Source organism: Curvibacter sp. GW821-FHT01G03 (assembly GCF_059422285.1).
The window spans coordinates 87,698-108,819 of the sequence record NZ_JBWKWP010000007.1; the positions used below are offsets into that span (position 1 = coordinate 87,698).

General features: G+C 60.8%; 22 protein-coding genes. 9 read left to right on the plus strand and 13 right to left on the minus strand.

Annotation, left to right across the window (positions count from 1 at the left end; translation table 11 throughout):
- Positions 1-16: 16 nt before the first annotated feature.
- From rpmI to AC07VS_RS11455, 5 genes are all read right to left on the minus strand, one after another.
- Positions 17-220 carry a 50S ribosomal protein L35 gene (gene rpmI / locus AC07VS_RS11435; protein WP_027475501.1) on the minus strand — a complete coding sequence of 68 codons (204 nt, stop codon included), beginning with the start codon at positions 218-220 and terminating at the stop codon, positions 17-19.
- Between the two features lie 173 nt (positions 221-393).
- The gene (gene infC, locus AC07VS_RS11440) at positions 394-990 is read right to left on the minus strand and encodes a translation initiation factor IF-3 (protein WP_492345586.1); all 597 of its coding nucleotides are present in this window, start codon (positions 988-990) and stop codon (positions 394-396) included.
- An 82-nt stretch (positions 991-1,072) separates the two neighbouring features.
- Positions 1,073-2,980, minus strand: coding sequence for a threonine--tRNA ligase (gene thrS / locus AC07VS_RS11445; RefSeq protein WP_492345130.1), 1,908 nt, complete (start codon positions 2,978-2,980; stop codon positions 1,073-1,075).
- Between the two features lie 290 nt (positions 2,981-3,270).
- Positions 3,271-4,602 carry an isocitrate lyase gene (gene aceA, locus AC07VS_RS11450; RefSeq protein ID WP_492345129.1) on the minus strand — a complete coding sequence of 444 codons (1,332 nt, stop codon included), beginning with the start codon at positions 4,600-4,602 and terminating at the stop codon, positions 3,271-3,273.
- A 283-nt stretch (positions 4,603-4,885) separates the two neighbouring features.
- Entirely contained in the window at positions 4,886-5,338 is a 453-nt protein-coding gene (locus AC07VS_RS11455) for a gamma-glutamylcyclotransferase family protein (RefSeq protein ID WP_492345128.1), read from the minus strand.
- Positions 5,339-5,436: 98 nt separating this feature from the next.
- Between AC07VS_RS11455 and AC07VS_RS11460 the strand changes: the two genes are divergently transcribed.
- Positions 5,437-6,318, plus strand: a complete 882-nt coding sequence (locus AC07VS_RS11460) for a DMT family transporter (RefSeq protein ID WP_494750988.1) — start codon at positions 5,437-5,439, stop codon at positions 6,316-6,318.
- Positions 6,319-6,323: 5 nt separating this feature from the next.
- Here the strand turns inward: AC07VS_RS11460 and rraA are convergent, their stop codons facing one another.
- A complete protein-coding gene (gene rraA / locus AC07VS_RS11465; RefSeq protein WP_494750989.1) occupies positions 6,324-6,830 on the minus strand; it encodes a ribonuclease E activity regulator RraA in 507 nt (168 codons plus the stop codon).
- Between the two features lie 353 nt (positions 6,831-7,183).
- Here rraA and AC07VS_RS11470 point away from each other — a divergent pair, with 353 nt between their 5' ends.
- The 5 genes from AC07VS_RS11470 to AC07VS_RS11490 all read left to right on the plus strand — a co-directional run bounded on the left by AC07VS_RS11470 (position 7,184) and on the right by AC07VS_RS11490 (position 10,029).
- Complete coding sequence (locus AC07VS_RS11470) at positions 7,184-7,633, plus strand: SWIB/MDM2 domain-containing protein (RefSeq protein ID WP_494655530.1); 450 nt, start codon at positions 7,184-7,186, stop codon at positions 7,631-7,633.
- Between the two features lie 192 nt (positions 7,634-7,825).
- Complete coding sequence (locus AC07VS_RS11475; RefSeq protein WP_492345585.1) at positions 7,826-8,098, plus strand: (2Fe-2S)-binding protein; 273 nt, start codon at positions 7,826-7,828, stop codon at positions 8,096-8,098.
- Positions 8,099-8,191: 93 nt separating this feature from the next.
- Positions 8,192-8,881, plus strand: a complete 690-nt coding sequence (locus AC07VS_RS11480; protein WP_492345124.1) for an energy transducer TonB — start codon at positions 8,192-8,194, stop codon at positions 8,879-8,881.
- Positions 8,882-8,899: 18 nt separating this feature from the next.
- Complete coding sequence (locus AC07VS_RS11485) at positions 8,900-9,616, plus strand: MotA/TolQ/ExbB proton channel family protein (RefSeq protein ID WP_492345123.1); 717 nt, start codon at positions 8,900-8,902, stop codon at positions 9,614-9,616.
- Between the two features lie 2 nt (positions 9,617-9,618).
- Positions 9,619-10,029: an ExbD/TolR family protein gene (locus AC07VS_RS11490; protein WP_492345122.1), complete on the plus strand. Its 411-nt coding sequence runs from the start codon at positions 9,619-9,621 to the stop codon at positions 10,027-10,029.
- 156 nt (positions 10,030-10,185) lie between these two features.
- Here AC07VS_RS11490 and AC07VS_RS11495 read toward each other — a convergent pair whose 3' ends face one another.
- Positions 10,186-10,593 (minus strand): GlcG/HbpS family heme-binding protein, encoded by a 408-nt coding sequence (locus AC07VS_RS11495; protein WP_492345121.1) that lies wholly within the window; start codon positions 10,591-10,593, stop codon positions 10,186-10,188.
- Between the two features lie 201 nt (positions 10,594-10,794).
- Between AC07VS_RS11495 and AC07VS_RS11500 the strand changes: the two genes are divergently transcribed.
- Complete coding sequence (locus tag AC07VS_RS11500; RefSeq protein WP_492345120.1) at positions 10,795-11,496, plus strand: Bax inhibitor-1 family protein; 702 nt, start codon at positions 10,795-10,797, stop codon at positions 11,494-11,496.
- Between the two features lie 135 nt (positions 11,497-11,631).
- Positions 11,632-12,000 carry a hypothetical protein gene (locus AC07VS_RS11505; RefSeq protein ID WP_492345119.1) on the plus strand — a complete coding sequence of 123 codons (369 nt, stop codon included), beginning with the start codon at positions 11,632-11,634 and terminating at the stop codon, positions 11,998-12,000.
- Between the two features lie 26 nt (positions 12,001-12,026).
- Here AC07VS_RS11505 and rlmD read toward each other — a convergent pair whose 3' ends face one another.
- The 5 genes from rlmD to surE all read right to left on the minus strand — a co-directional run bounded on the left by rlmD (position 12,027) and on the right by surE (position 17,066).
- Positions 12,027-13,505, minus strand: a complete 1,479-nt coding sequence (gene rlmD, locus AC07VS_RS11510) for a 23S rRNA (uracil(1939)-C(5))-methyltransferase RlmD (RefSeq protein ID WP_494750990.1) — start codon at positions 13,503-13,505, stop codon at positions 12,027-12,029.
- Between the two features lie 75 nt (positions 13,506-13,580).
- On the minus strand, positions 13,581-14,576 hold the full coding sequence (gene rpoS, locus AC07VS_RS11515; RefSeq protein WP_494750991.1) for an RNA polymerase sigma factor RpoS: 996 nt from the start codon (positions 14,574-14,576) through the stop codon (positions 13,581-13,583).
- Positions 14,577-14,595: 19 nt separating this feature from the next.
- Complete coding sequence (locus AC07VS_RS11520) at positions 14,596-15,483, minus strand: peptidoglycan DD-metalloendopeptidase family protein (RefSeq protein WP_494750992.1); 888 nt, start codon at positions 15,481-15,483, stop codon at positions 14,596-14,598.
- Positions 15,484-15,498: 15 nt separating this feature from the next.
- Positions 15,499-16,293, minus strand: a complete 795-nt coding sequence (locus AC07VS_RS11525; RefSeq protein WP_492345115.1) for a protein-L-isoaspartate(D-aspartate) O-methyltransferase — start codon at positions 16,291-16,293, stop codon at positions 15,499-15,501.
- Complete coding sequence (surE, locus tag AC07VS_RS11530; RefSeq protein ID WP_492345114.1) at positions 16,290-17,066, minus strand: 5'/3'-nucleotidase SurE; 777 nt, start codon at positions 17,064-17,066, stop codon at positions 16,290-16,292. The genes AC07VS_RS11525 and surE overlap by 4 nt, the downstream gene beginning before the upstream one ends.
- Before the next feature lie 137 nt (positions 17,067-17,203).
- On the opposite strand from surE, the gene AC07VS_RS11535 reads away from it, so the two are divergent.
- The gene (locus tag AC07VS_RS11535) at positions 17,204-18,193 is read left to right on the plus strand and encodes an NADPH:quinone oxidoreductase family protein (protein WP_492345113.1); all 990 of its coding nucleotides are present in this window, start codon (positions 17,204-17,206) and stop codon (positions 18,191-18,193) included.
- Between the two features lie 66 nt (positions 18,194-18,259).
- Here the strand turns inward: AC07VS_RS11535 and AC07VS_RS11540 are convergent, their stop codons facing one another.
- On the minus strand, positions 18,260-20,821 hold the full coding sequence (locus tag AC07VS_RS11540) for a sensor domain-containing protein (RefSeq protein ID WP_494750993.1): 2,562 nt from the start codon (positions 20,819-20,821) through the stop codon (positions 18,260-18,262).
- Positions 20,822-21,122 lie beyond the last annotated feature (301 nt).

Sequence of the window (21,122 nt, forward strand, 5' to 3'; positions counted from 1 at the left end):
CTTGTTCGTCAGTTGATTACAGGCCAGCACCGGGCAGCATCTGCGCCATGTGACCCATGTTGGTCTCATGCACAGCCACAGCACCGCGGAGGTGACGCTTGTTCTTGGTGGTCTTCTTGGTCAAGATGTGACGCTTGAAGGCTTGACCGCGCTTGACGGTACCACCCGGACGGACACGGAAGCGCTTCTTTGCGCTGCTCTTGGTCTTCATTTTGGGCATGTTCATGCTCCTTTTACATTGTGCTCGTGAGGCGTCTGCAAACTGATTGCAGCCTTGATGGCCCCGAGCCACTTGGTCGGCAACAGGGATAGCCCCGTCACCTGGACAGCAGGCATCACTGCCAGCCGCCTGCCGAAACCCTGCTTGCGCAAGGCTTCAGTGTTCTGCTTTGATCAAACCGATGCAGCTGCAGCGCCCGCCTCAACAGCCTTGGCTGCAGAGGGTTTGCGCTTTCCAGGGGCGATCATCATGATCATCTGCCGCCCTTCCAGCTTGGGGAACTGCTCGACCACGATCAGGTCAGCCAGCTCGTCCCGAATGCGCTGCAACAAGGCCATGCCGATTTCCTGGTGCGTGATCTCACGCCCACGGAATCGCAAGGTGATCTTGCATTTGTCGCCGTCTTCAAGAAAACGCTTGATGTTGCGCATCTTGATGTTGTAGTCACCATCATCAGTGCCGGGACGGAATTTGACTTCCTTGACCTCGATGACTTTTTGCTTGGACTTCGCCTCAGCAGCTTTTTTCTGCTCTTGGTACTTGAACTTGCCGTAATCCATCAAACGACAGACTGGCGGGTTCGCAGTGGCCGCGATTTCAACCAGATCCACATCCAACTCACCCGCCATGCGAAGCGCTTCCGCAAGGCTGACGATGCCGATGGGCTCGTTTTCCGGACCGGAGAGTCGAACTTCCGGAGCCATGATTTCACGGTTCAGACGGTGCTTGCGCTCTTCCCGCTGGCGACGATCACGAAATTCAGTAGCGATGGCTAGTGTCCTTTAAATAATGGCTGCACATGCAGCTTTAGCCGACGGCAACGCGTCAGCTAAAGCGATCATTGACTCGACGTCAAGCTTTAGAGGCGATGTCTGAAGCGATCGTTTGAACGAAAGCTTCCACCGACATCACTCCGAGGTCTTTGTTACCCCGGGCGCGTACCGCAACGGCACCTGCAGCCTTCTCTTTGTCACCCACGACCAAGATGTAAGGCAGCTTTTGCAACGAATGCTCGCGTATTTTATACGTAATTTTCTCGTTGCGCAGATCTAACTGGACCCTAAGCCCTTGATTCTCAAGCATTTTGACCAGTTCACGGCAGTAATCGGCCTGCGAATCGGTGATGTTGAGCACCGAAACCTGCACCGGAGCCAGCCACGTGGGCAACGCGCCAGCGTGTTGTTCGATCAAGATTCCGATGAATCGCTCCAGGCTACCCACGATGGCTCGGTGCAACATGATCGGACGGTGACGAGCACCATCCTCACCGACAAACTCGGCATCCAGGCGCTCCGGCATGTTCGGATCCACCTGAATGGTGCCGCACTGCCAAGGACGTCCCAGCGCATCCTTCAGCGTGTACTCGATCTTTGGACCATAGAAGGCACCCTCACCCGGCAGGTATTCAAAATCGCAGCCCGATGCGCGCAACCCCTCGGCCAACGCATTCTCAGCACGATCCCAACTCTCCTCAGAGCCAATCCGCTTTTCGGGACGGGTGGAGAGCTTGTAGATGATGTCCTTGAATCCAAAGTCCTTGTAGACCTTTTGCAGCAGGGTCGTGAACGCAATGACTTCGCTCTGAATCTGATCCTCGGTGCAGAAGATATGCCCATCGTCCTGGGTAAACGCCCGCACGCGCATGATGCCGTGCAACCCACCCGTGGGTTCATTGCGGTGGCACTGCCCAAACTCCCCAAACCGCAGCGGCAGGTCACGGTAACTCTTGATACCCTGCTTGAAGATCAGGATGTGGCCCGGGCAGTTCATCGGCTTGAGCGCGTAGTCCCGCTTCTCGGACTCCGTGGTGAACATGTTCTCACGGTACTTGTCCCAGTGCCCCGTCTTCTCCCACAGGCCCTGATCCAGGATTTGCGGTCCCTTGACTTCCTGATAGCCGTTGTCGCGATAGACACGACGCATGTATTGCTCGACTTCCTGCCAGACCGTCCAACCCTTGGGGTGCCAGAACACGGTCCCCGGCGAATGCTCGTCGATGTGAAAGAGATCAAGCTCCTTACCAAGCTTTCGGTGGTCTCGTTTCTCGGCCTCCTCCAACATCGTCAGGTACTGCTGCAGGTCATCCTTGCTGGCCCAGGCGGTACCGTAGACACGCTGAAGCATTTCGTTGCGATGATCCCCACGCCAATAGGCGCCAGCCACTTTCATCAACTTGAAAAACTTGAGCTTGCCGGTGCTCGGCACGTGAGGACCACGGCAGAGGTCTTCGAAATTACCCTCGCGGTACAGACTAACGTCCTCATTGCTGGGGATGCTGGCAATGATCTCCGCCTTGTAGTGCTCGCCGATGCCCTTGAAGTACGCCACTGCCTCATCACGCGGCAACACGCGGCGCACGACTGGCTCATCCTTGGCGGCCAACTCGGACATGCGCTTCTCAATCGCGGCCAAGTCCTCAGGCGTGAAAGGACGCTTGTAGGAGAAGTCGTAGTAAAAGCCGTTCTCGATGACAGGCCCGATGGTGACCTGAGCATCCGGAAAGAGCTCCTTGACGGCATAAGCCAACAAGTGGGCGGTCGAATGGCGGATCACCTCAAGACCATCCGCATCCTTGGCTGTGATGATGGACAGCGGGCTGTCCGAGGTGATGGCATGGCTGGTGTCCACCACCTTGTCGCCAATCTTGCCGGCCAGGGCGGCCTTGGCCAGGCCGGTGCCGATGGAGGCAGCCACTTCGGCCACCGTGACCGGGCCGGGGTATTCACGTTTGGAACCGTCGGGAAGCGTGATCTGAATCATGATGTCTGTGAGTTGAATCCGTGAAGGCGCAAAAAAAGCGCGGGGAAGGCCGCGCTTTGTTCAGTGGAGCAGAAAACAGGTGAGCAGGCGCGAACCAGTGGCTCATTGAGCCGAAGGAGTCTCCGAAGTAGTTCGCGGTGTCATAACCAAGATGCCTTTCTCGCTCTTGCCAGTGGGTGACCCTGTACACAGGGAATAGCCATGATTTTAGCGCGAGCCTCACATCAGCTTCATCACCCCACGAAAAAAGGCCCGGACACGCCGGGCCTTGCTCAGCAGCGCTCAGGCGCTCAGTGGAACTGCTCTTCTTCGGTCGAGCCAGTCAAAGCCTTCACCGAGGACGAGCCGCCCTGGATGACGGTGGTGACGTCGTCAAAGTAACCTGCGCCCACTTCTTGCTGGTGCGACACGAAGGTGTAGCCTTGTTCACGGGCAGCGAACTCGGGCTCTTGCACCATTTCGACATAGTGCTTCATGCCTTCGCCACGGGCGTAGGCGTGAGCAAACTTGAAGGTGTTGTACCAGTTGCTGTGGATGCCTGCCAGGGTGATGAACTGGTACTTGTAGCCCAGTGCCGACAATTCGTCCTGGAAGCGTGCGATGGTCGCATCGTCGAGGTTCTTGCGCCAGTTGAACGAAGGCGAGCAGTTGTACGACAGCAGCTTGCCAGGGCAGGCAGCGTGCACCGCTTGAGCGAACTCACGGGCAAAGCCCAGATCAGGCGTGCCGGTTTCGCACCACACCAGATCGGCGTACGGGGCGTAGGCCACACCACGGCTGATGGCTTGTTCCAGACCGTTCTTGACACGGTAGAAGCCTTCTTGGGTGCGCTCGCCGGTCAGGAAAGGCTTGTCGTTGGCGTCATGGTCCGAGGTGATCAGGTTGGCAGCCTCGGCGTCGGTACGGGCCAGCACGATGGTGGAAACGCCCATCACGTCGGCGGCAAAGCGGGCAGCGGTCAACTTTTCGCAGGCTTCCTGGGTGGGCACCAGCACCTTGCCGCCCATGTGACCACACTTCTTCACGGCCGCCAGTTGGTCTTCAAAGTGAACGCCTGCAGCGCCTGCAGCGATCATGTTCTTCATCAGTTCGAAAGCGTTCAGCACACCGCCGAAGCCGGCTTCAGCATCCGCCACGACGGGCAGGAAGTAGTCGATGAATTCCTTGTCGCCGGGGTTGATGCCGCGGCCCCACTGGATTTCGTCGGCACGCTTGAAAGTGTTGTTGATGCGGCGAACCATGGTGGGCACCGAGTCGTAGGCGTACAGCGACTGGTCCGGGTACATGGTTTCGGAAGTGTTGCCGTCAGCAGCCACTTGCCAGCCCGACAGGTACACAGCCTCCAGACCCGCCTTGGCTTGCTGCATGGCTTGGCCAGCAGAGATTGCGCCGAACGAGTTGACATAGCCCTTCTTGGCGCTGCCGTTCACCAGGTCCCACAGCTTTTCGGCACCACGCTTGGCCAAAGTGTGCTCAATCGACAGGCTACCGCGCAGACGCACCACGTCAGCAGCGCTGTAGTTGCGCTTGACACCCTTCCAACGGGGGTTCTGCGCCCAATCCTTTTCGAGGGCTTCGATTTGCTGCTGGCGGCTCAGTTGGGAATTGAGAGATTGCGACATGTGATCACTCCTGGTTGGTTGAATGGTGCCAACTTTGTTGCGTTTGCAAGTTCGCTGGCGTTGAGAGAACTTTAAGTCTTCTATAAGAGTCAGAATCAATCTTATGTCTTATAGAAGACTTTTTTATTTTTTATAAAAATCAATAACTTACAACTTTGATTTCTCTTTATGAAATCAAATTTCTCATGACAGGATTTAATGTGCAGTGCAGCAATTGGCTATTTTCACAATAAGAAATGCAAAACCCGTAGCGTGAAAAGCCATGACAAATGTCCAGGTGCCGTCAGGGCACCACGCCACCCACGTGTCCGATCCAGTCTCCGTGATCGATCAATGGATGGCCATTCACGCGCTCGGGGTTGATCTCATAGACCAGGCAAACGCAACTCTGCCCCTCGACATTGACCGACACCTGACGGCGGAAATACTCGTCATCGGGCCGCCCCTGTATGCCTTCAATGAGGTCGAGTTGCCGCTCCAGTGCTGGCTCGATGGCATACACCTCACCCGAAACGGCGCTGCCCCCTTCGTCGGGACCGTTTGCCAAAAGCAAGCCCGGATAGGCCCCGAGATCAAAGAGCCGCCCCGGCACCATGGAACACCCGCAGAAGGCCGGCGGCGGAACGAGGCGGTTGATGTCGTTGCTACCACCCTTGCGCAAGGTGCCGTACACGAACACAAGCGACGCCGGAACGCCACGGGGCACCCGCTCCTCGGGCATGATTTCGGTTTTCAATCCAACTCCTTTGAACGTTGTAACGAATGCAGCACGCTTCACCCCGCTTGGTGGCAGGCCCCAGCCGTTGGCTGGCATGTGTCTGCCTGGCCGCCAGCATGGCATTGGTCGGCAGCTATGTGGCGCTTTCCAAGCCCCTCACTCTTGTCTTGCCCATTTTCCTGCTGGCCTGGTTGCGCTTTGGCATCGGTGCCGTGGCCATGTTGCGCTGGATCAGACGCGCCCCCGACGAACCCCGCATGAGCAGCGCAACCAAGCGTCTGGTGTTCCTCGAATCCCTGCTGGGCAATTTCCTCTTCTCGGTGCTGATGCTCAACGGTGTCAAGCTGACCTCGGTGGTGGCCACTGGCGTGATCATGTCGGGCATTCCGGCCTGTGTGGCACTGTTGAGCTGGATATTCCTGAAAGAGCGCATCTCCCCTCGCGTGGCCGTGGCCATCGGCCTGGCCGTGGCGGGCATCACGCTGTTCACCCTGGTGCGCCCGGGCACGGATGCAAGCGGAGCGTCGACTGAATCACACTGGCTGGGCAACCTGCTGATCGTCGGCGCCGTGCTGTGCGAAAGCGCCTACGCAGTGATCGGCAAGCGCTTGACCGGCGCGTTGAGTGCACGACGCATCAGCGCCTTGATCAACCTCTGGGGGCTGGCATTGGCCACACCGTTAGGCCTGTACCAAGCCATGTCATTCAACTTTGCCAGCGTGCCACCCGCCTACTGGCTGCTACTGGTGTTCTACGCGCTGGCCGCAAGCGTCTGGACAGTGTGGCTGTGGATGACCGGATTGCGCACCATCCCGGCTGCGCACGCAGGCCTGTTCACAGTGATGCTACCGATCACTGCGGCGGCCGTGGGAGTCCTGTTTCTGGGCGAGCCCATGACCTTGTTGCAGATGCTGGCCTTTGGCATTGCGCTGGCCGGGGTCGTGTTGGCCACCCTGCCCGACGCCAGCCCTGCGGCATCCAGCCCCAAGCCATCCTGACACGCTCAGGTCAAAGATGTCGAGCTGATCACGATGCCGTCGGCATCGGCATACAGCCAATCGCCCGGACGTACCCACACCCCCTGGATCTGAACAGCAACATCACGCTGCCCTTCCCCTCTCTTCTCAGTGGCCAGGGGCATCAAGGCCAGCGCCCGGATCCCGACCGCCTCTGCATTGAGTTCGGCCACATCACGCACGCAACCATCCACCACGATGCCAGCCCAGCCATTGCGTGCGGCCGCCTTGGCCAGGTTACCCCCCACCAAGGCACGACGCAAAGAGGCGCCCCCATCCACCACCAGCACGCGCCCTTCGCCTGGTGAGTCGACGGCCTGCTTCACCAAGGTATTGTCTTCAAACACCTTGACGATGCACACCGGCCCATGGAAGACCGTCCGGCCACCAAAGGCCTTGAACACTGGAGGCAGCACGCGAAAGTGGCCCGAATCGTCGTTCTTGTGTTCGTCACAAAGATCGCAGGTGCTGATGACCGCAGGCAGAGAAGACATGGAGAGTGACCTTTCATGGCATGTACGAGATGAAAACGACTTGCCAACGCCACTGACAAGCCTGATCGAGAGCATACAAAAGTGCCGCTCAGACGCCCCCGACCACCGACAGTTCGTGCCAGCGTGCCAGCGCGGAGACCCATGGCCGGAGGCCCTGCAGTGACCTCAGCGCACCCCGAATGCGCGAAACCCGCGCCCTTATTGGCTTTGCGGACACAAAGGCGCAACAGAGTGCACTGAAAAATATGCGTTTTCGCTTGGAAAGCCGTTTTTTCTCCATTAGCATCCGGTATGCCAGCGAGAACGCAGTGTTTGGCTGGTGATTAATCAACTTCCAGAAGGAAAATTCAATCATGGCAACTGCAAAGAAAGCCCCGGCAAAAGCGCCTGCCAAAAAGGCCGCGCCGGCAACCAAGGCCGCTGCTCCCGCCAAGAAGGCTGCTGCGCCCGCCACCAAGAAGGTAGCGGCCAAGGCAGCACCGGCCACCAAGGCTGCTGCTCCTGCCAAGAAGGCTGCTGCGCCCGCCAAGAAGGCTGCAGCTCCTGCCAAAAAGCGCACCCCCAATGCGGCTTTCATGAAGGCCCTCACCCCCAGCGCAGCCTTGGCCGCCGTGGTGGGCAACAGCCCCCTGCCGCGCACTGAGATCGTGAGCAAGCTGTGGGTTTACATCAAGAAAAATGATCTGCAAGACAAGCTGAACAAGCGCCTGATCAATGCCGACGCCAAGCTCAAGGAAATCTTTGGCAAGGCTCAGGTTTCGATGTTTGAACTTGCTGCCCTGATCGGCAAGCACGTCAAGTAAGCCAGACCAGCACTCCGCCAAGCCGACCTCAGGTCGGCTTTTTTCATGGTTAGCCTGCCACGAGCGCCAAGGGGCAGCCGAGCCATGAAAAATGGTTTGCGACCTGGATTTTCGAGAGGTTATTGCAAATGCGACAGATTCGCATTTATACTGACATCATCCTCAACAGCCAGCCCAAACCGCCTGTCTGCCATGATTGTCTGTGTATGCCGTCGCGTCTCCGACCGAGAAATTGTCCGCCACGCCAAAGCGGGGCTGGGTTTCGATGAAATCCAGTTTGAACTCGGTGTCGCCACCCAGTGTGGCCGGTGTGAGAGTTGCGCACGCAGCGTGGTGGATCAGTGCAATGCTGCCCATCCGATTGCCGCACTCCGTGCGGACATGCCGGGGCAGGCCATTCAGCTCGCCACCCACTTCACGGAAGGTCGAGCATGGCAACAATCACAACTCTCGGTGGCGGTCTGATTCTCGTACTGGGCTCAGCCTGGTGGGTGTTTCGTCGATGACGGACAGGGCCCGCCCCAACCCCAGACTCGGTACCCCGCACAACCCCTGACCATGCACGCCCAATCCATTCCCGCACGTCCCAAAATCAGTCGCAACAGCGCGGTCATCGGTGGTGTGCTTCTGTTTCATGCCCTGGCATTGTGGGGACTGCAAAGCGGCCTGATCCGACGCGCGGTCGAAGTCATCATTCCAGCCGAAGTCCTGAGCGAGCTCATCGAACCGCCTGCCCCCAAGGCGCCACCGCCCCCGGCTCCGGTGCCCAAGGTACCCCAGCCCAAAACGGTGGCACCCCGCCCCACGCCGCTGCCGCCGGCCCCTCAACCCGTGGCCATTGCAGATCCCACGCCAGCGCCTGCTGCGCCGACAGGGGTCAGCACCCCTCAACCACCCGCCCCTCCGGTGGCGGCGCCAGTGGCTGCCGCGCCGCCAGCGCCCCCTGCGCCACCGGCCCCGCCCAAGGTCGAACTGCCCTCCAGCGATGCCGACTACCTGCAAAACCCCAAGCCTGCCTACCCGGCCATCAGCAAGCGCCTGGGCGAACAAGGCAAGGTAATCCTGCGCGTGCTGATCGGCGCAGACGGTCTGCCGCAAAAAGCAGAAATCAAGCAATCCAGCGGCTTTGACCGCCTGGACCAAGCCGCTTTGACCACCGTGATGCGCTGGCGCTACGTGCCCGGCAAACGCGGTGGTGTCCCTGAAACCATGTGGTTTCAGGTTCCCCTCAATTTCGTTCTCGAATAATTCACGGAGCACTTTTCAATGGAAACCGAATTCGGACTCGCCCACGTTTGGGCCCAAGGCGACCTGGTCACCAAGACCGTTGCGCTGCTGCTGCTGGGCATGTCGCTGGCCTCCTGGATCGTCATCATCCTGAAGGCGCTGGACATCATCAAATACAAGAAGTTCGCCCGCGCGGCCGAAGACTTCTGGCACAACCCCGATCTGAGCGCCGGTCTCAACAGCCTGGGGACCGATGCGGACAACCCCTTCCGCCAACTGGCGTTGGATGGGCGCGATGCCACCGCGCACCACAGCAACACCAAGGTGCATCTGCACGACAGCCTTGACGTCAGTGATTGGGTGACCCGCTGCCTTCGCAACGGCATTGACGAGTTCACAGCTCGCCTGCAGGGTGGCTTGGCCGTGCTGGCCTCCGTGGGCTCCACGGCACCCTTTGTGGGCCTTTTTGGCACCGTGTGGGGCATCTATCACGCGCTGTTGGGCATCGGCTCGGCCGGCCAGGCCACCATCGACAAAGTGGCCGGCCCCGTCGGGGAGGCATTGATCATGACGGCCCTGGGATTGGCCGTGGCCATTCCCGCCGTGCTGGGCTACAACGCATTGGTTCGAGGCAACAAGGCCATTCTCAACAAACTCAACAGCTTCGCCCATGACCTGCACGCCTTCTTCGTGACAGGAGCGCGGGTTCACAGCGGTGCCAACACCAGCGTGGTGGCCCTCAAGAAAGGGGTCTGATCATGGCCTTCGGACGTCAGGAAGACTCTGAAGAGGTGATGAGTGAAATCAACATGACCCCCCTGGTGGATGTCATGCTGGTGCTGCTGATCATCTTCATCATCACGATCCCGGTGATGAAGCACTCGGTGAACGTTGATCTGCCCCGTGCCAGCAACCAGCCCGAGGCCGCCAAACCAGAGACCATTCGTCTGTCAGTCGCTGCCGATGGCAGCTACTTCTGGAATGAGACTCGAATCGACGATGCTGCACTGGAGGCCATGCTGACCCAGAACGCGGCCAAAGAGCCTCAGCCAGAGTTGCACATCCGGGGTGATCGCGAGGTTCGCTATGAACGCGTGGCCCAGGCCATGGCAGCCGCTCAGCATGCAGGGCTGAAGAAAATCGGCTTCATCACCGAGCCCAAAAACTGAAGCCCAGGCACACACCTCGCGGCACAGCCCATGCGGCAGCTGCCCGATGTGCTGCCGCCCCCAAAACAAAGCCGCTGCCCGAAGAGGGTCAGCGGCTTTTGCACATGGGATCCCCAACGCCAAGCCACCGCATCGGGTGGCTTGGCGACGAGAGGCTTACAAGCCAACGGCGGCAATGCCTGCCTTGGCGATCTGAACGTCTTCCGAAGACTTCACGCCGCTCACACCCACCGCGCCGATGCAGTGGCCGTCCTTGAGAATAGGAACCCCACCCTCCAGCAGGCCCTCAACCTTGGGCACGGTTAGGAAGGCGTAGCGCCCGCCATTGATGATGTCTTCGTAACCCTTGGTTTCACGGCGGCCCAGCGCGGCCGTGTGCGCCTTGGCCGGTGCGATGTGCGACGAGATGGCCGGCGCGCCGTCAAGGCGTTGCAGCCAGAGCAGATGTCCACCGTCATCCACGATGGCAATGGTCACGGCCCACTTGTTCTTCAGGGCTTCTGCTTCAGCAGCTGCGGCAATGGCTTTGACATCGGAGAGTTCAAGAACGGACTTGGTTTGCATGAAAAACCTTTGATGGTGGTCGAAAAGAAGCAAGGATAGCGGCACCTCAGCCGGCACCGGGGGATGCTAGATGAAAAACAATTTTCACTATTTGGACAGCATGCCAACCTTTGACAGGCGGGTCTTTAAGAATCACCTCATCGTCCCCACTTAGAATGCCTTAGAAGCCAAGTTCTGGCCGTTCCCCAAGGAGATTCATTCATGAACCAACCTTTCCAAAACATCGACCTGTCGGTGGGTTATGGCAATGTTTTGTCGCAAGAGCAGCGGCATCGCGTGCTGCGCAACACCTACTGGCTGCTCGCCCTGAGCATGGTCCCCACCGTGTTGGGAGCCTGGATCGGCGTCGTCACCAACCTGTCGGCCATGCTGTCCGGTGGTATCGGCCTGGTGGTCTTCCTGGCTGGGGCCTTCGGCTTCATGTTCGCCATCGAAAAAACCAAACACTCGGCCACCGGGGTTCCGGTGCTGCTGGGTTTCACCTTTTTCATGGGGCTGATGCTGTCGCGCCTGATCGCCATGGTGCTGGGCTTCAAGAACGGCCCGGAACTGGTCATGACCGCCTTCGGTGGTACGGCCGGTGTGTTCTTCGTGATGGCCAGCCTGGCCACCGTGATCAAGCGTGATATCTCGGGCCTGGGCAAGTGGCTGTTCGTGGGTGTGCTGGTCCTGCTGGTGGGCAGCTTGGTGAATGCGTTCGTCGGCTCCTCTGCAGGCATGTTGGCCCTGTCCGTGGCCGCCATCGGCATCTTCAGCGCCTACATGCTGTATGACATCAAGCAGATCATCGATGGTGGTGAAACCAATTACATCTCGGCCACCCTGTCGCTGTACCTGGACCTGTACAACGTGTTCCAGAACCTGCTGGCACTGCTGGGTATCTTCGGCGGCGAACGCGAATAACGTTGAGTTGGCAGCAAGCGTGCCGCGATAAAAAACAGGCCCTGCGGGGCCTTTTTTCATGTCAACGATGAACCTGGCTCAACTCGCCTCAGGTGACGCCGATAATCCTCATAGACACTCTGACCAGGCTTCATCATGTTTGCGCGCCGTCTGCTGATCCTCGCCCCTGCCTTGCTGATGCTGGCGGGTTGTGACATTCCGGGCCTCGGCCCCGATCCGAAGGTCGTTCAGCGCGAGGCCGATGCCAAAGCCACAGGTGGCGCCTGTCGTTACGCCCAGCGTGGCATTGAAGACTGTTACACACTGAACCCCAAGGCCCCCAAATCCGCCATTTTTGATGGCTGGAAAGAAATGGACCAATACATGCGGGACAACAAGATCGAAGGTGCCCCTTCGGTCATACCGATTCCGACGGCCTCGCCCCCCGAAGGCGCGGAGAGCAAGGCCTCCGCCGAGGCAGACGAACCCAAACCCAAGAAGGGCAAGGGCAGCGACAAGCACTGAGGGCCGCGACCAAGGCGGCCCTGCGCTCAATCCCAGGCTGCGGTGCGCTCGAACACGGCCATGCTTTCCACGTGGGCCGTGTGCGGGAACATGTTCACGGCGCCCGCCGCGGTGCAACGATAGCCCCCCTGATGAACCAACAGCCCAGCATCTCGGGCCAGCGTCGCCGGGTTGCAACTCACATACACGATGCGCTTCGGGGCCGTCCAGCCCTCAGGCAGGCTGCCGGGTTGTAGCAGATGCTGCTGGTGCAGATCAGACAATGCCTTGGCCAGTGCAAAGGCCCCCTCACGAGGCGGATCCACCAGCCATCGATCGGCATAGCCATCGGCCACCAGCATGTCGGGGGTCATTTCAAACAAATTCCGGGCCACAAAACCGGTGGGGCACAAAGGCGCCTCCACCCTTGATGCCTGATTGCCGGCATAGTTGGTGCGCGAACGTGCCACCAGCGCCTCGCTGCCTTCGATGCCAAGCACCTCGCGGGCCTGGGTGGCCAGCGGCAGGGTGAAATTGCCCAGACCGCAGAACCAGTCGATGACGCGCTCGTCTTTGCGCACATCCAGCAAGCGCAGGGCCCGGCTGACCAGCACCCGGTTGATGTGAGGATTCACCTGGGTGAAATCGGTCGGCTTGAAAGGCATGACGATGCCAAACTCAGGCAGCGAATAGGCCAACTGCGGCCCTTCAGGGTCCAGCAGGTGCACCGTATCGGGCCCCTTGGGCTGCAACCACCATTGAACCCCATGTTCGGCAGCGAACCCACGCAAACGTGCCAGATCGCCCTCGCTGAGGGGCTCCAGATGCCGCAGGACCAGCGCAGTGACATCGTCCCCACACGCCAGTTCGATCTGCGGGCACGTGTCTCGGGCTTCCATGCAGGCCACCAAGGCACGCAAAGGCAGCAGCATGGCGTTCACGTGGGGTGGCAACACAGGGCACTCGCTCATGTCGGCCACATAGCGGCTCTTGCGCTCATGGAAACCCACCAGCACCGTCCCCTTTTTGATGACATGGCGCACCGACAGGCGCGCACGGTAACGGTAGCCCCAGGCCGGGCCTTCAATCGGCCGCAGCAAGGTTTCGGGCTTGACCTTGCCCAGATGCCATAAGTTGTCCTCGAGGACACGCTGCTTGACGGCCACCTGAGCCCCCACATGCAGGTGCTGCATCTTGCAGCCCCCACAGGCACCGGCGTGCAATCCAAAGTGGCTGCAACCAGGGCGTACGCGCTGGGAAGACTCTCGGTGGATTTCAGTCAGGGTGGCCTGCTCCCAATTGTTCTTTTTGCGGTTGACCTGAGCACTGACCAGCTCAAACGGCAATGCGCCATCGACAAACACAACCTTGCCATCGGGGCGACGGGCGACCCCTTGCGCTTCAAGGTCAAGTGATTCGATGGCCAGCCAGCCCGGTGGCAGGTCGGCGCTGGCTGGGGTGTCAGCGGGAGGCAGCAACCCGGAGCTCGGGTCGTCGGTGATGTGGGGCTCGGAAACGGTTGTCATGCCCCGATTGTCTCAGAGCCTGTTCTCGTGAACAGGCTCTCATGGGCGGCCCGTCACGCCATCCCCATCAACGGATCACAACAACGCATCGCGTGAGATGCCGTGCCGTGCCAGGTGGCGCTTGAGTTTGAACAAAGCCTCGTTCTGAATCTGGCGCACCCGCTCCCGGGTCAGCCCCAGGCGTTCGCTCAAGACTTCCAGGGTCTCAGGCTCACGGTCATGCAAGCCAAAACGCCCAGTCAGCACCTCTTTCTCGCGGCTGGACAAACCATCCACCCAGCGGTCCAACAGGCGCTCGACCTGATGTTCCTGGGTCAGGCCGCTGGGGTCGGTCGCCAACTCATCCACCAGGGTGTCGCCCAGGGTGTGATCGTCCCCGGAACGATCCAGTGAAGCATCCAGGGATCTGGGAGCCTCAGCCATGGCCAGGAGTTCAGTCACCTCCTGCACCTCACGCCCCAGGAATGCCGCCACATCCTCAGCGCGCACCCCGTCGGGCCGGCGCGCCACAAAGCTGGGGTCATTTTCAAGCGAGCGCCTCGCCCGCAGCACCTGCTGCAGTTCGCGCACCACGTGTACCGGTAGGCGCACCACCCGCCCCTGGTTCATCACCGCCCGCTCAACCGATTGGCGAATCCACCAAGTGGCATACGTCGAAAAACGGAAACCCCGCTCAGGCTCGAATTTGTCGATGGCATGCATCAGCCCCAGATTGCCCTCTTCGATCAAATCGGACATGGGAACGCCACGTGAGGCATACCCTTTGGCAATGCTCACTACCAAGCGCAGGTTGTGCTCGATCATCGACTGACGGGCCTCGAAATCGCCTGCCCTGGCCCGGGTGGCGACCGCCAATTCTTCCTGCGGGGTGAACAAGGGCTTGCGCCGCACCTCCCTCAGATAGACCGCGAGCGAATCGCCCCCCTCCACATCGGCGGGCAAGGGGGCCAAAGAGGCTGCCACGGCCTCCCCATCCAGCCCCGCATCCGCAGCGAGCAATCCGTCGTCTGCAGGCGCTTCCTCATGCGCATCAGACTCACCAGGAACAGGTTCATCGTTGCGCACGGTCATGATGGGTCGACCTTTTGGGCTAGCGGTTGGGCAGGTAGCGGGAGGGATCCACCGGCTTGCCCTGCCGCCGGATCTCGAAATGAAGCTTCACCCTGTCAGAGTCACTGTTCCCCATCTCAGCGATCTTCTGCCCCTTGCGCACCGCCTGGTCTTCTTTCACCAGCAAAAGCTGGTTGTGGGCGTAGGCCGTGAGGAAGGTGTTGTTGTGTTTCAGGATGATCAGGTTGCCGTAGCCCCGCAATCCAGCGCCGGCGTACACCACACGCCCATCCGCAGCAGCCAGCACCGGGTCGCCGGCCTTGCCAGCCAGGTCCAGGCCCTTGTTCTTGGCTTCATCAAAGCCGGCCAGCAAGGCACCACCTGTAGGCCACATGAAGCCGGGATCGTCCTCGGCCGGGGCAGCCGGCGCGGCGGGCGCCGTTGGGGTTGTCGCGGCGGTCGAACCCGATGCAGCCGGCGCGGCGGTACCGGCCTTGGCAGCCCCGGACGCACCCCCATTGGTCGGCGTGACCGTCGGGTTGCCCACCGGGCGAGTCACAGCGCCGCTTTCAGCCACCGTCGCCGAGGGCGGTATCACGCGCAAGACCTGGCCGACCTCAATCAGATTGGGGTTGTCCAGGCCATTCCAGCGCACCAGATCGCGCCAATTCTGCCCGGACTCCAACCCGATGCGAATCAAGGTATCGCCAGGTTTGACGGTGTAGTAGCCCGGCTTGCCGGCATTCTCGGCACCTGGAAGAGGCTTGGGGGGCACCACAGCCGGCGCCGGAGCCGATGCCGAATTGACCGATTGCGGGCCACGCTCTTCGACAGGCGCCTGGCGTCCCGTCTTGGAGGCGCATCCTGTCAGCAACAGGCCCAGCACCGCCACAGTCCACCAAACACTCCGCCCTTGCAAACCCCGCATAAGTATGTCTTTCCTTCAAGCAATGCCTGATTTTAGAGGGACAAAGTGCACCGCCTCAAGAACGGTCTGCTGCAGCCCCTGGGCTGTCTTGTCAATGACCACCAGAGCCTGCTTGCCGGCGGCCATCACCGTGGGGGCCACCAGGCGCCCGCCAACAGCCAGTTGATCACACCACGCCTGGGGCACAGCATCGCCCCCTGCCGCGGCCACGATGCCCGCGTAAGGGGCCCCTTTGGCAAAGCCCTCCATGCCATCGCCCAGCAGCAAATGCAGGTTGCTCAGGCGCATGGGCCGCAAGTTGTCACGGGCTTTTTCGTGCAGGCCGCGCAAGCGCTCGATGGAATACACCTCACGCGCCAGCAGACTCAACACCGCGGCCTGGTAGCCACAGCCTGTCCCCACCTCCAGCACCCGCCCCAGACCGCCCTGGGCCACGATGGGGGCCTGCAGCAGCAGATCCAGCATGCGGGCCACCACGCTCGGTTTTGAGATGGTCTGGCCCAGGCCGATCGGCAGGCTGGTGTCCTCGTAGGACTGATTGACCAGGCCACTGTCGACAAATGCGTGGCGCTCGACCTGGCCCATGGCGGCCAACACACTGGCCGACTGGATCCCTTGTGCCGCCAGTTTCTGCACCATGCGCTGGCGCACCGCCTGGGAATCCATGCCCAACCCGGCAGGTGCAGACCACGGGCTGCCTCGCTCCGGAGCGCGAACCCCACGGGTCGGCACGGGCGCTGGCGCCCCTGAGGGGCGGGGCGCCGCCACCGCCTGATCCAGGCGCGCCGGAAAGCCAGGGCGGCGGTTCACGAACGCGCTCCCTGGGGCTGATGCAGCTTGGCCGCCGTCTGGGACCAATACCCCAGCAAGTCGTGATCGGTCAGGTCCACCTTCAGCGGTGTCATGGCGACATGGCCCTGAGCGGTGGCGTGGAAATCGGTGCCCTCGGAATCGTCCTTGGCCGGGCCCGCTCCACCAATCCAGTACATGGTCTCCCCACGGGGGCTTTCCTGGGTGATCACACGCTCGGCCGCATGACGGCGCCCAAGGCGACACACACGCACCGGCTTGAACTGGTCGTAGGGCAGATTGGGCATGTTCACGTTCAACAACCAGGGCTGTGCGCCGATCATGGATTGGGACTGGATCTGTTCGACCATCTCGCGAGCCTTGCGGGCTGCAGCATCCAACTCGGCCCAGCCCTTTTCCACCTGGGAAAACGCGATGGCCGGGATACCGAATAAGTAGCCTTCCATGGCCGCACCCACGGTACCTGAATAAATCGTGTCGTCCCCCATGTTGGCACCATTGTTGATGCCCGACACCACCAGATCGGGCCGATAGCCCAACAGCCCCGTGAGCGCAATGTGCACGCAGTCGGCTGGCGTGCCGTTGACAAAGCGAAAGCCATTGGCAGCACGGTGTACATACAGCGGCGAATGCAGCGTGAGCGCATTGGACTTGGCACTGTTGTTCTGCTCCGGCGCCACCACCTCAACATCGGCAATGGATTTCAGGGCTTCGTACAAGGCCACGATGCCGGGCGCCTGGTAGCCGTCGTCGTTGGAAAGGAGGATTTTCATGGTCTGATGGATGGACAGCGGATTGTAGGGTGCCCCTCGTGAGCAGGCGCACCCGGCTTGAAAGCCGTCGCTACAGCGACACACCCGCGCCAGACAGCCCACCTATGATTTTGGGTTGAAATTCAGGAGACATTCGAATGCATGCTTGGCTTTGCGAGAACCCCGTGGGCGTGGACGCCCTCAGCTGGAAGGAACTGCCCACCCCTAGCCCCAAGCCGGGCGAGGTGCTGATCGAGATCAAGGCGGCCAGCCTGAACTTCCCGGATCTGCTGATTGTGCAGAACAAATACCAGATGAAGCCCCCGCTGCCCTTTGTTCCAGGCTCGGAATATGCCGGCGTGGTGGCCGCCGTGGGCGAAGGGGTCAAGCACCTGAAGGTGGGCGACAGCGTCGCCTGCCTCTCGGGTACCGGCGGGTTTGGCACCCACACCTTGGCACCAGCCGCCCTCTGCATGCCATTGCCGGCGGGGTTCCCTCACGTTGACGCCGCTGCCTTCATCATGATCTATGCCACCTCATGGCATGCCCTGGTGGACCGGGCCCAACTCAAGGCGGGTGAAACCGTGTTGGTGCTGGGCGCGGCGGGTGGCGTGGGTACCGCCGCCATCCAGATTGCCAAGGCCGCAGGCGCCAAGGTGATTGCAGCGGCCTCGACCGATGAGAAATGCGCCCTGTGCAAACAGATCGGCGCCGATGAGACCATCAACTACAGCGTCGACAGCGTGCCCAATGCCTTCCGCGAGAAGATCAAAGCCCTGACAGGTGGCAAAGGCCCGGACGTGATCTACGATCCCGTGGGCGGCGACTTTGCCGAACCCGCGTTCCGCTCCATTGCCTGGCGCGGTCGCTACCTGGTCGTGGGTTTCGCCTCAGGCCCGATCCCCAACCTGCCGCTGAACCTGCCCCTGCTCAAGGGCGCCTCTTTGGTGGGGGTGTTCTGGGGCGACTTTGCCCGCCGGGAACCACAAGCCAATGCCGCCATGATGGCTGAACTGGCTCAGTGGTATGCCCAGGGCAAGATCAAGCCCGTGATCGATCGCACCATGCCGATGTCTGACCTGAAGGCGGCTTATGCCCACATGGGGTCACGCGGCGTGATGGGCAAGCTGGTGATGACCAACCCCTGATGGCAGCAGCCCCCGACAAAGGGGGCCTTTTCGGCCTGCGGTGAGCGGCCCCTGCTGGCAGGCGGCTCAACCCGCTTCGGCCAGAAACTGCTCTGCCAAAGCCCCTGGTCGCAAGGGCCTGGCGAAGTGGTAACCCTGCGCATAGGTGCATTTGAGTGTTTTGAGGCGCTGCGCGATGGCATCGGTTTCAACACCTTCGGCCAGCACGGCCAAGCCCAGGCTGATGGCCAGCGAAATGATGCCGCGCACAATGGCGGCATCTTCCGGGTCGTCGATCAGGTCGCGCACAAACGATTGATCAATCTTGATCTTGTCGAACTTGAAGCGCCGCAGGTAGGCAAAGCTGGAATACCCGGTCCCAAAGTCGTCGATTGACAGCTTCACGCCCAGCGCCTTGAGTTGCCGCAGGGTGTTCATCACCGCTTCACCATCGTGCAGCAGCACACTCTCGGTCAGCTCCAGCTCCAGGCGCGCCGGGTTGATGCCCGAGGCCACCAAGGACTCCTCAACCTGGGTCAGCACCGCCCCATGCTGAAACTGCCGGGCCGACAGGTTCACGGCCATCAACAGTTCGGTGTGACCAGCGTCATGCCAGACTTTCAACTGCTGTGTGCTCTCGCGCAGCACCCAGCGTCCCAATGACTGAATCAGGCCCGAGTCTTCGGCAAGGGGGATGAACACACCCGGTGGAATCGAGCCACGCTCCGGGTCGTCCCAGCGGCACAGCGCTTCGACCCCGACCATGCGCCCAGAAGACAACTCGATCAGGGGCTGATACTCCAGCCGCAAGGCCTCTTGTTCAATGGCCGCACGCAGGGCGGCCTCGAGTTGCAGGCGCTCCAGCGCCGCATCATTCATGCTGGCCGTGGCGAATTGATAGGCGGCCCGCCCGCCTCGCTTGGCCGCATACATGGCCGCATCAGCCCGGCCAAACAAGGTGTCAAAACGATCCCCATCGGAGGGGAACATCGCCACCCCGACCGACAGGGACACATTCACAGGCAGGCCATCGAATGTCACCGGCTGCGCAACGGCCTCCATCATGGCGCTGGCCAGGTGGGCCGCGTCCGTGGTGGTCTTGATGCCGGCCTGCATCAACAGAAACTCGTCACCACTCAAACGCCCCACCACCGATTGCCCACCGCCGAAATGCTGGAGCCGCTGGCCAATTTCACGCAACAGAAAATCGCCCGCCGCATGCCCCAGTGAATCGTTGAGGGTTTTGAAATTGTCGATGTCCACCACCAGCAAGGCCACACCATCGCCTTCGATGCGGGCGCGATCCAGCGCCACCTCGGCCCGCATGGCCACCTGGGTGCGGTTGGGCAGGCCTGTGACCACATCACGGGTGGACAGAAAAGCAATTTTCTCCTCGGCCGCCTTGCGGGAGCTCAGATCAGAGATGGCTGCGACATAGTGGGTCAGCTCGCCACTGGCCCGGTGGCGCAACGCCGACAGGATCAACCACTGCGGATAGACCTCGCCCGTCTTGCGCCGACCCCAGACCTCACCGCTCCACCGGCCATGTTCGTGCACGGCAGTCCAGATGGAGGCTTGAAATGTTTCATCATGCTGCCCATCGGCCAGCAACTTGTACGTGCGGCCTACCGTCTCGTCGGCCGCAAATCCGGAGATGTCCGAATACGCCTGGTTGACCATCATGACCTGGCGATCGGCATCACAGATCACGATGCCGTCACTGCCCTGGTCCAACACACGCCCCGCCAGCTCCAGCTTGGTGGCAGCGGTTCGCTGCTCCGTGACGTCGCGGCGAATCACCAACATGTGCAAACGACTGCCATCCCGGGCAAAACTAGGCACCCGTACGACATCGAACGATCGCGCCATGCCCTGAGCGTCATCTCCCACCTCTTGCAGATGGGAAGCACGGCCCGTCTGCCAAGTGGCTTCCTCATTGAGCGCACTCAAACGCAATGCGGCTGCCATCGGCGAGCCCCGGTCCGCCAGCTCAAGGTTGTTGTGCCCAATGGCCTGGGCCTCCGTCAATCCCACCACCGCCAGAGCGGCGGGGTTGGCCATCAGCCAAGTGCCCCTGCCATCCTTCAGATAAACCATGTCAGGCAGGTGCCGGAAAAGCGAGCGCAACAATCGGTCCCGCCCGCGCAAAGCCTGTTCGGTCAACGCTCGCCGGCTGACATCAACCCCCACCAACCAGAACACCCTGGACACACCCTGCGTCTGCAACATGGGCAAAAGAGACCACGCCAAACGCAGTTTCTGCCCGTCCCGGCAGGTCAGCGTCCACTCCAGATCAACACCGGCCGCGCCCAACTGCTGCAACTCGGACAATTTACGGGTTCGATAATCCTGATCAGGGCACAAGAGTGTCAAACCCAGCGGATTGCCCACCAGGTCCAGAGACTCGTATCCCAGCATGTTCTCGGCCTGCTGATTCCAGAACAGCAAGCGAGGCTCACGCCCCATTTCGAGTGCCAGGACAGCATGCGGCCAGTCTCTCAGCAAGGCCAGATGGCCCGTGTCCGGCGTCGGAAACATGGACTCCATCGGCATCGGGGCCGTGGTGTCCGGGACATCAAACTCCAGAAAATCGGGTTGCGTTTCTTCGCCCTCCAGCCCTTCGGACAACGCCCGCAGAGGCTGCGGCATCGTCGCCTCGCCAAAATCGGGCCAACTGTCCGAGATCGGCAAATCGGTGCCGGATTGGGAAGAAGGTGAAGAAGAGCGCATATCTATACGTAATGTAATTTACGCATCATATTGCGACAACCACACCAAAGACGCTGTCTTCGCTGGTGCTGGTGCTGCCGGGCGTTCAGCGTTCAGTCTCGGAGACTCAAGGGGATTGAATCAAATTGCGCAGAGCCACGCCACGGTTGATCGCTTCGTGGAAAACCCTCGGTCATACCGCAAGAGGCTGCCCCCAAGGCAAAGGGGGGCGAGGCGATGT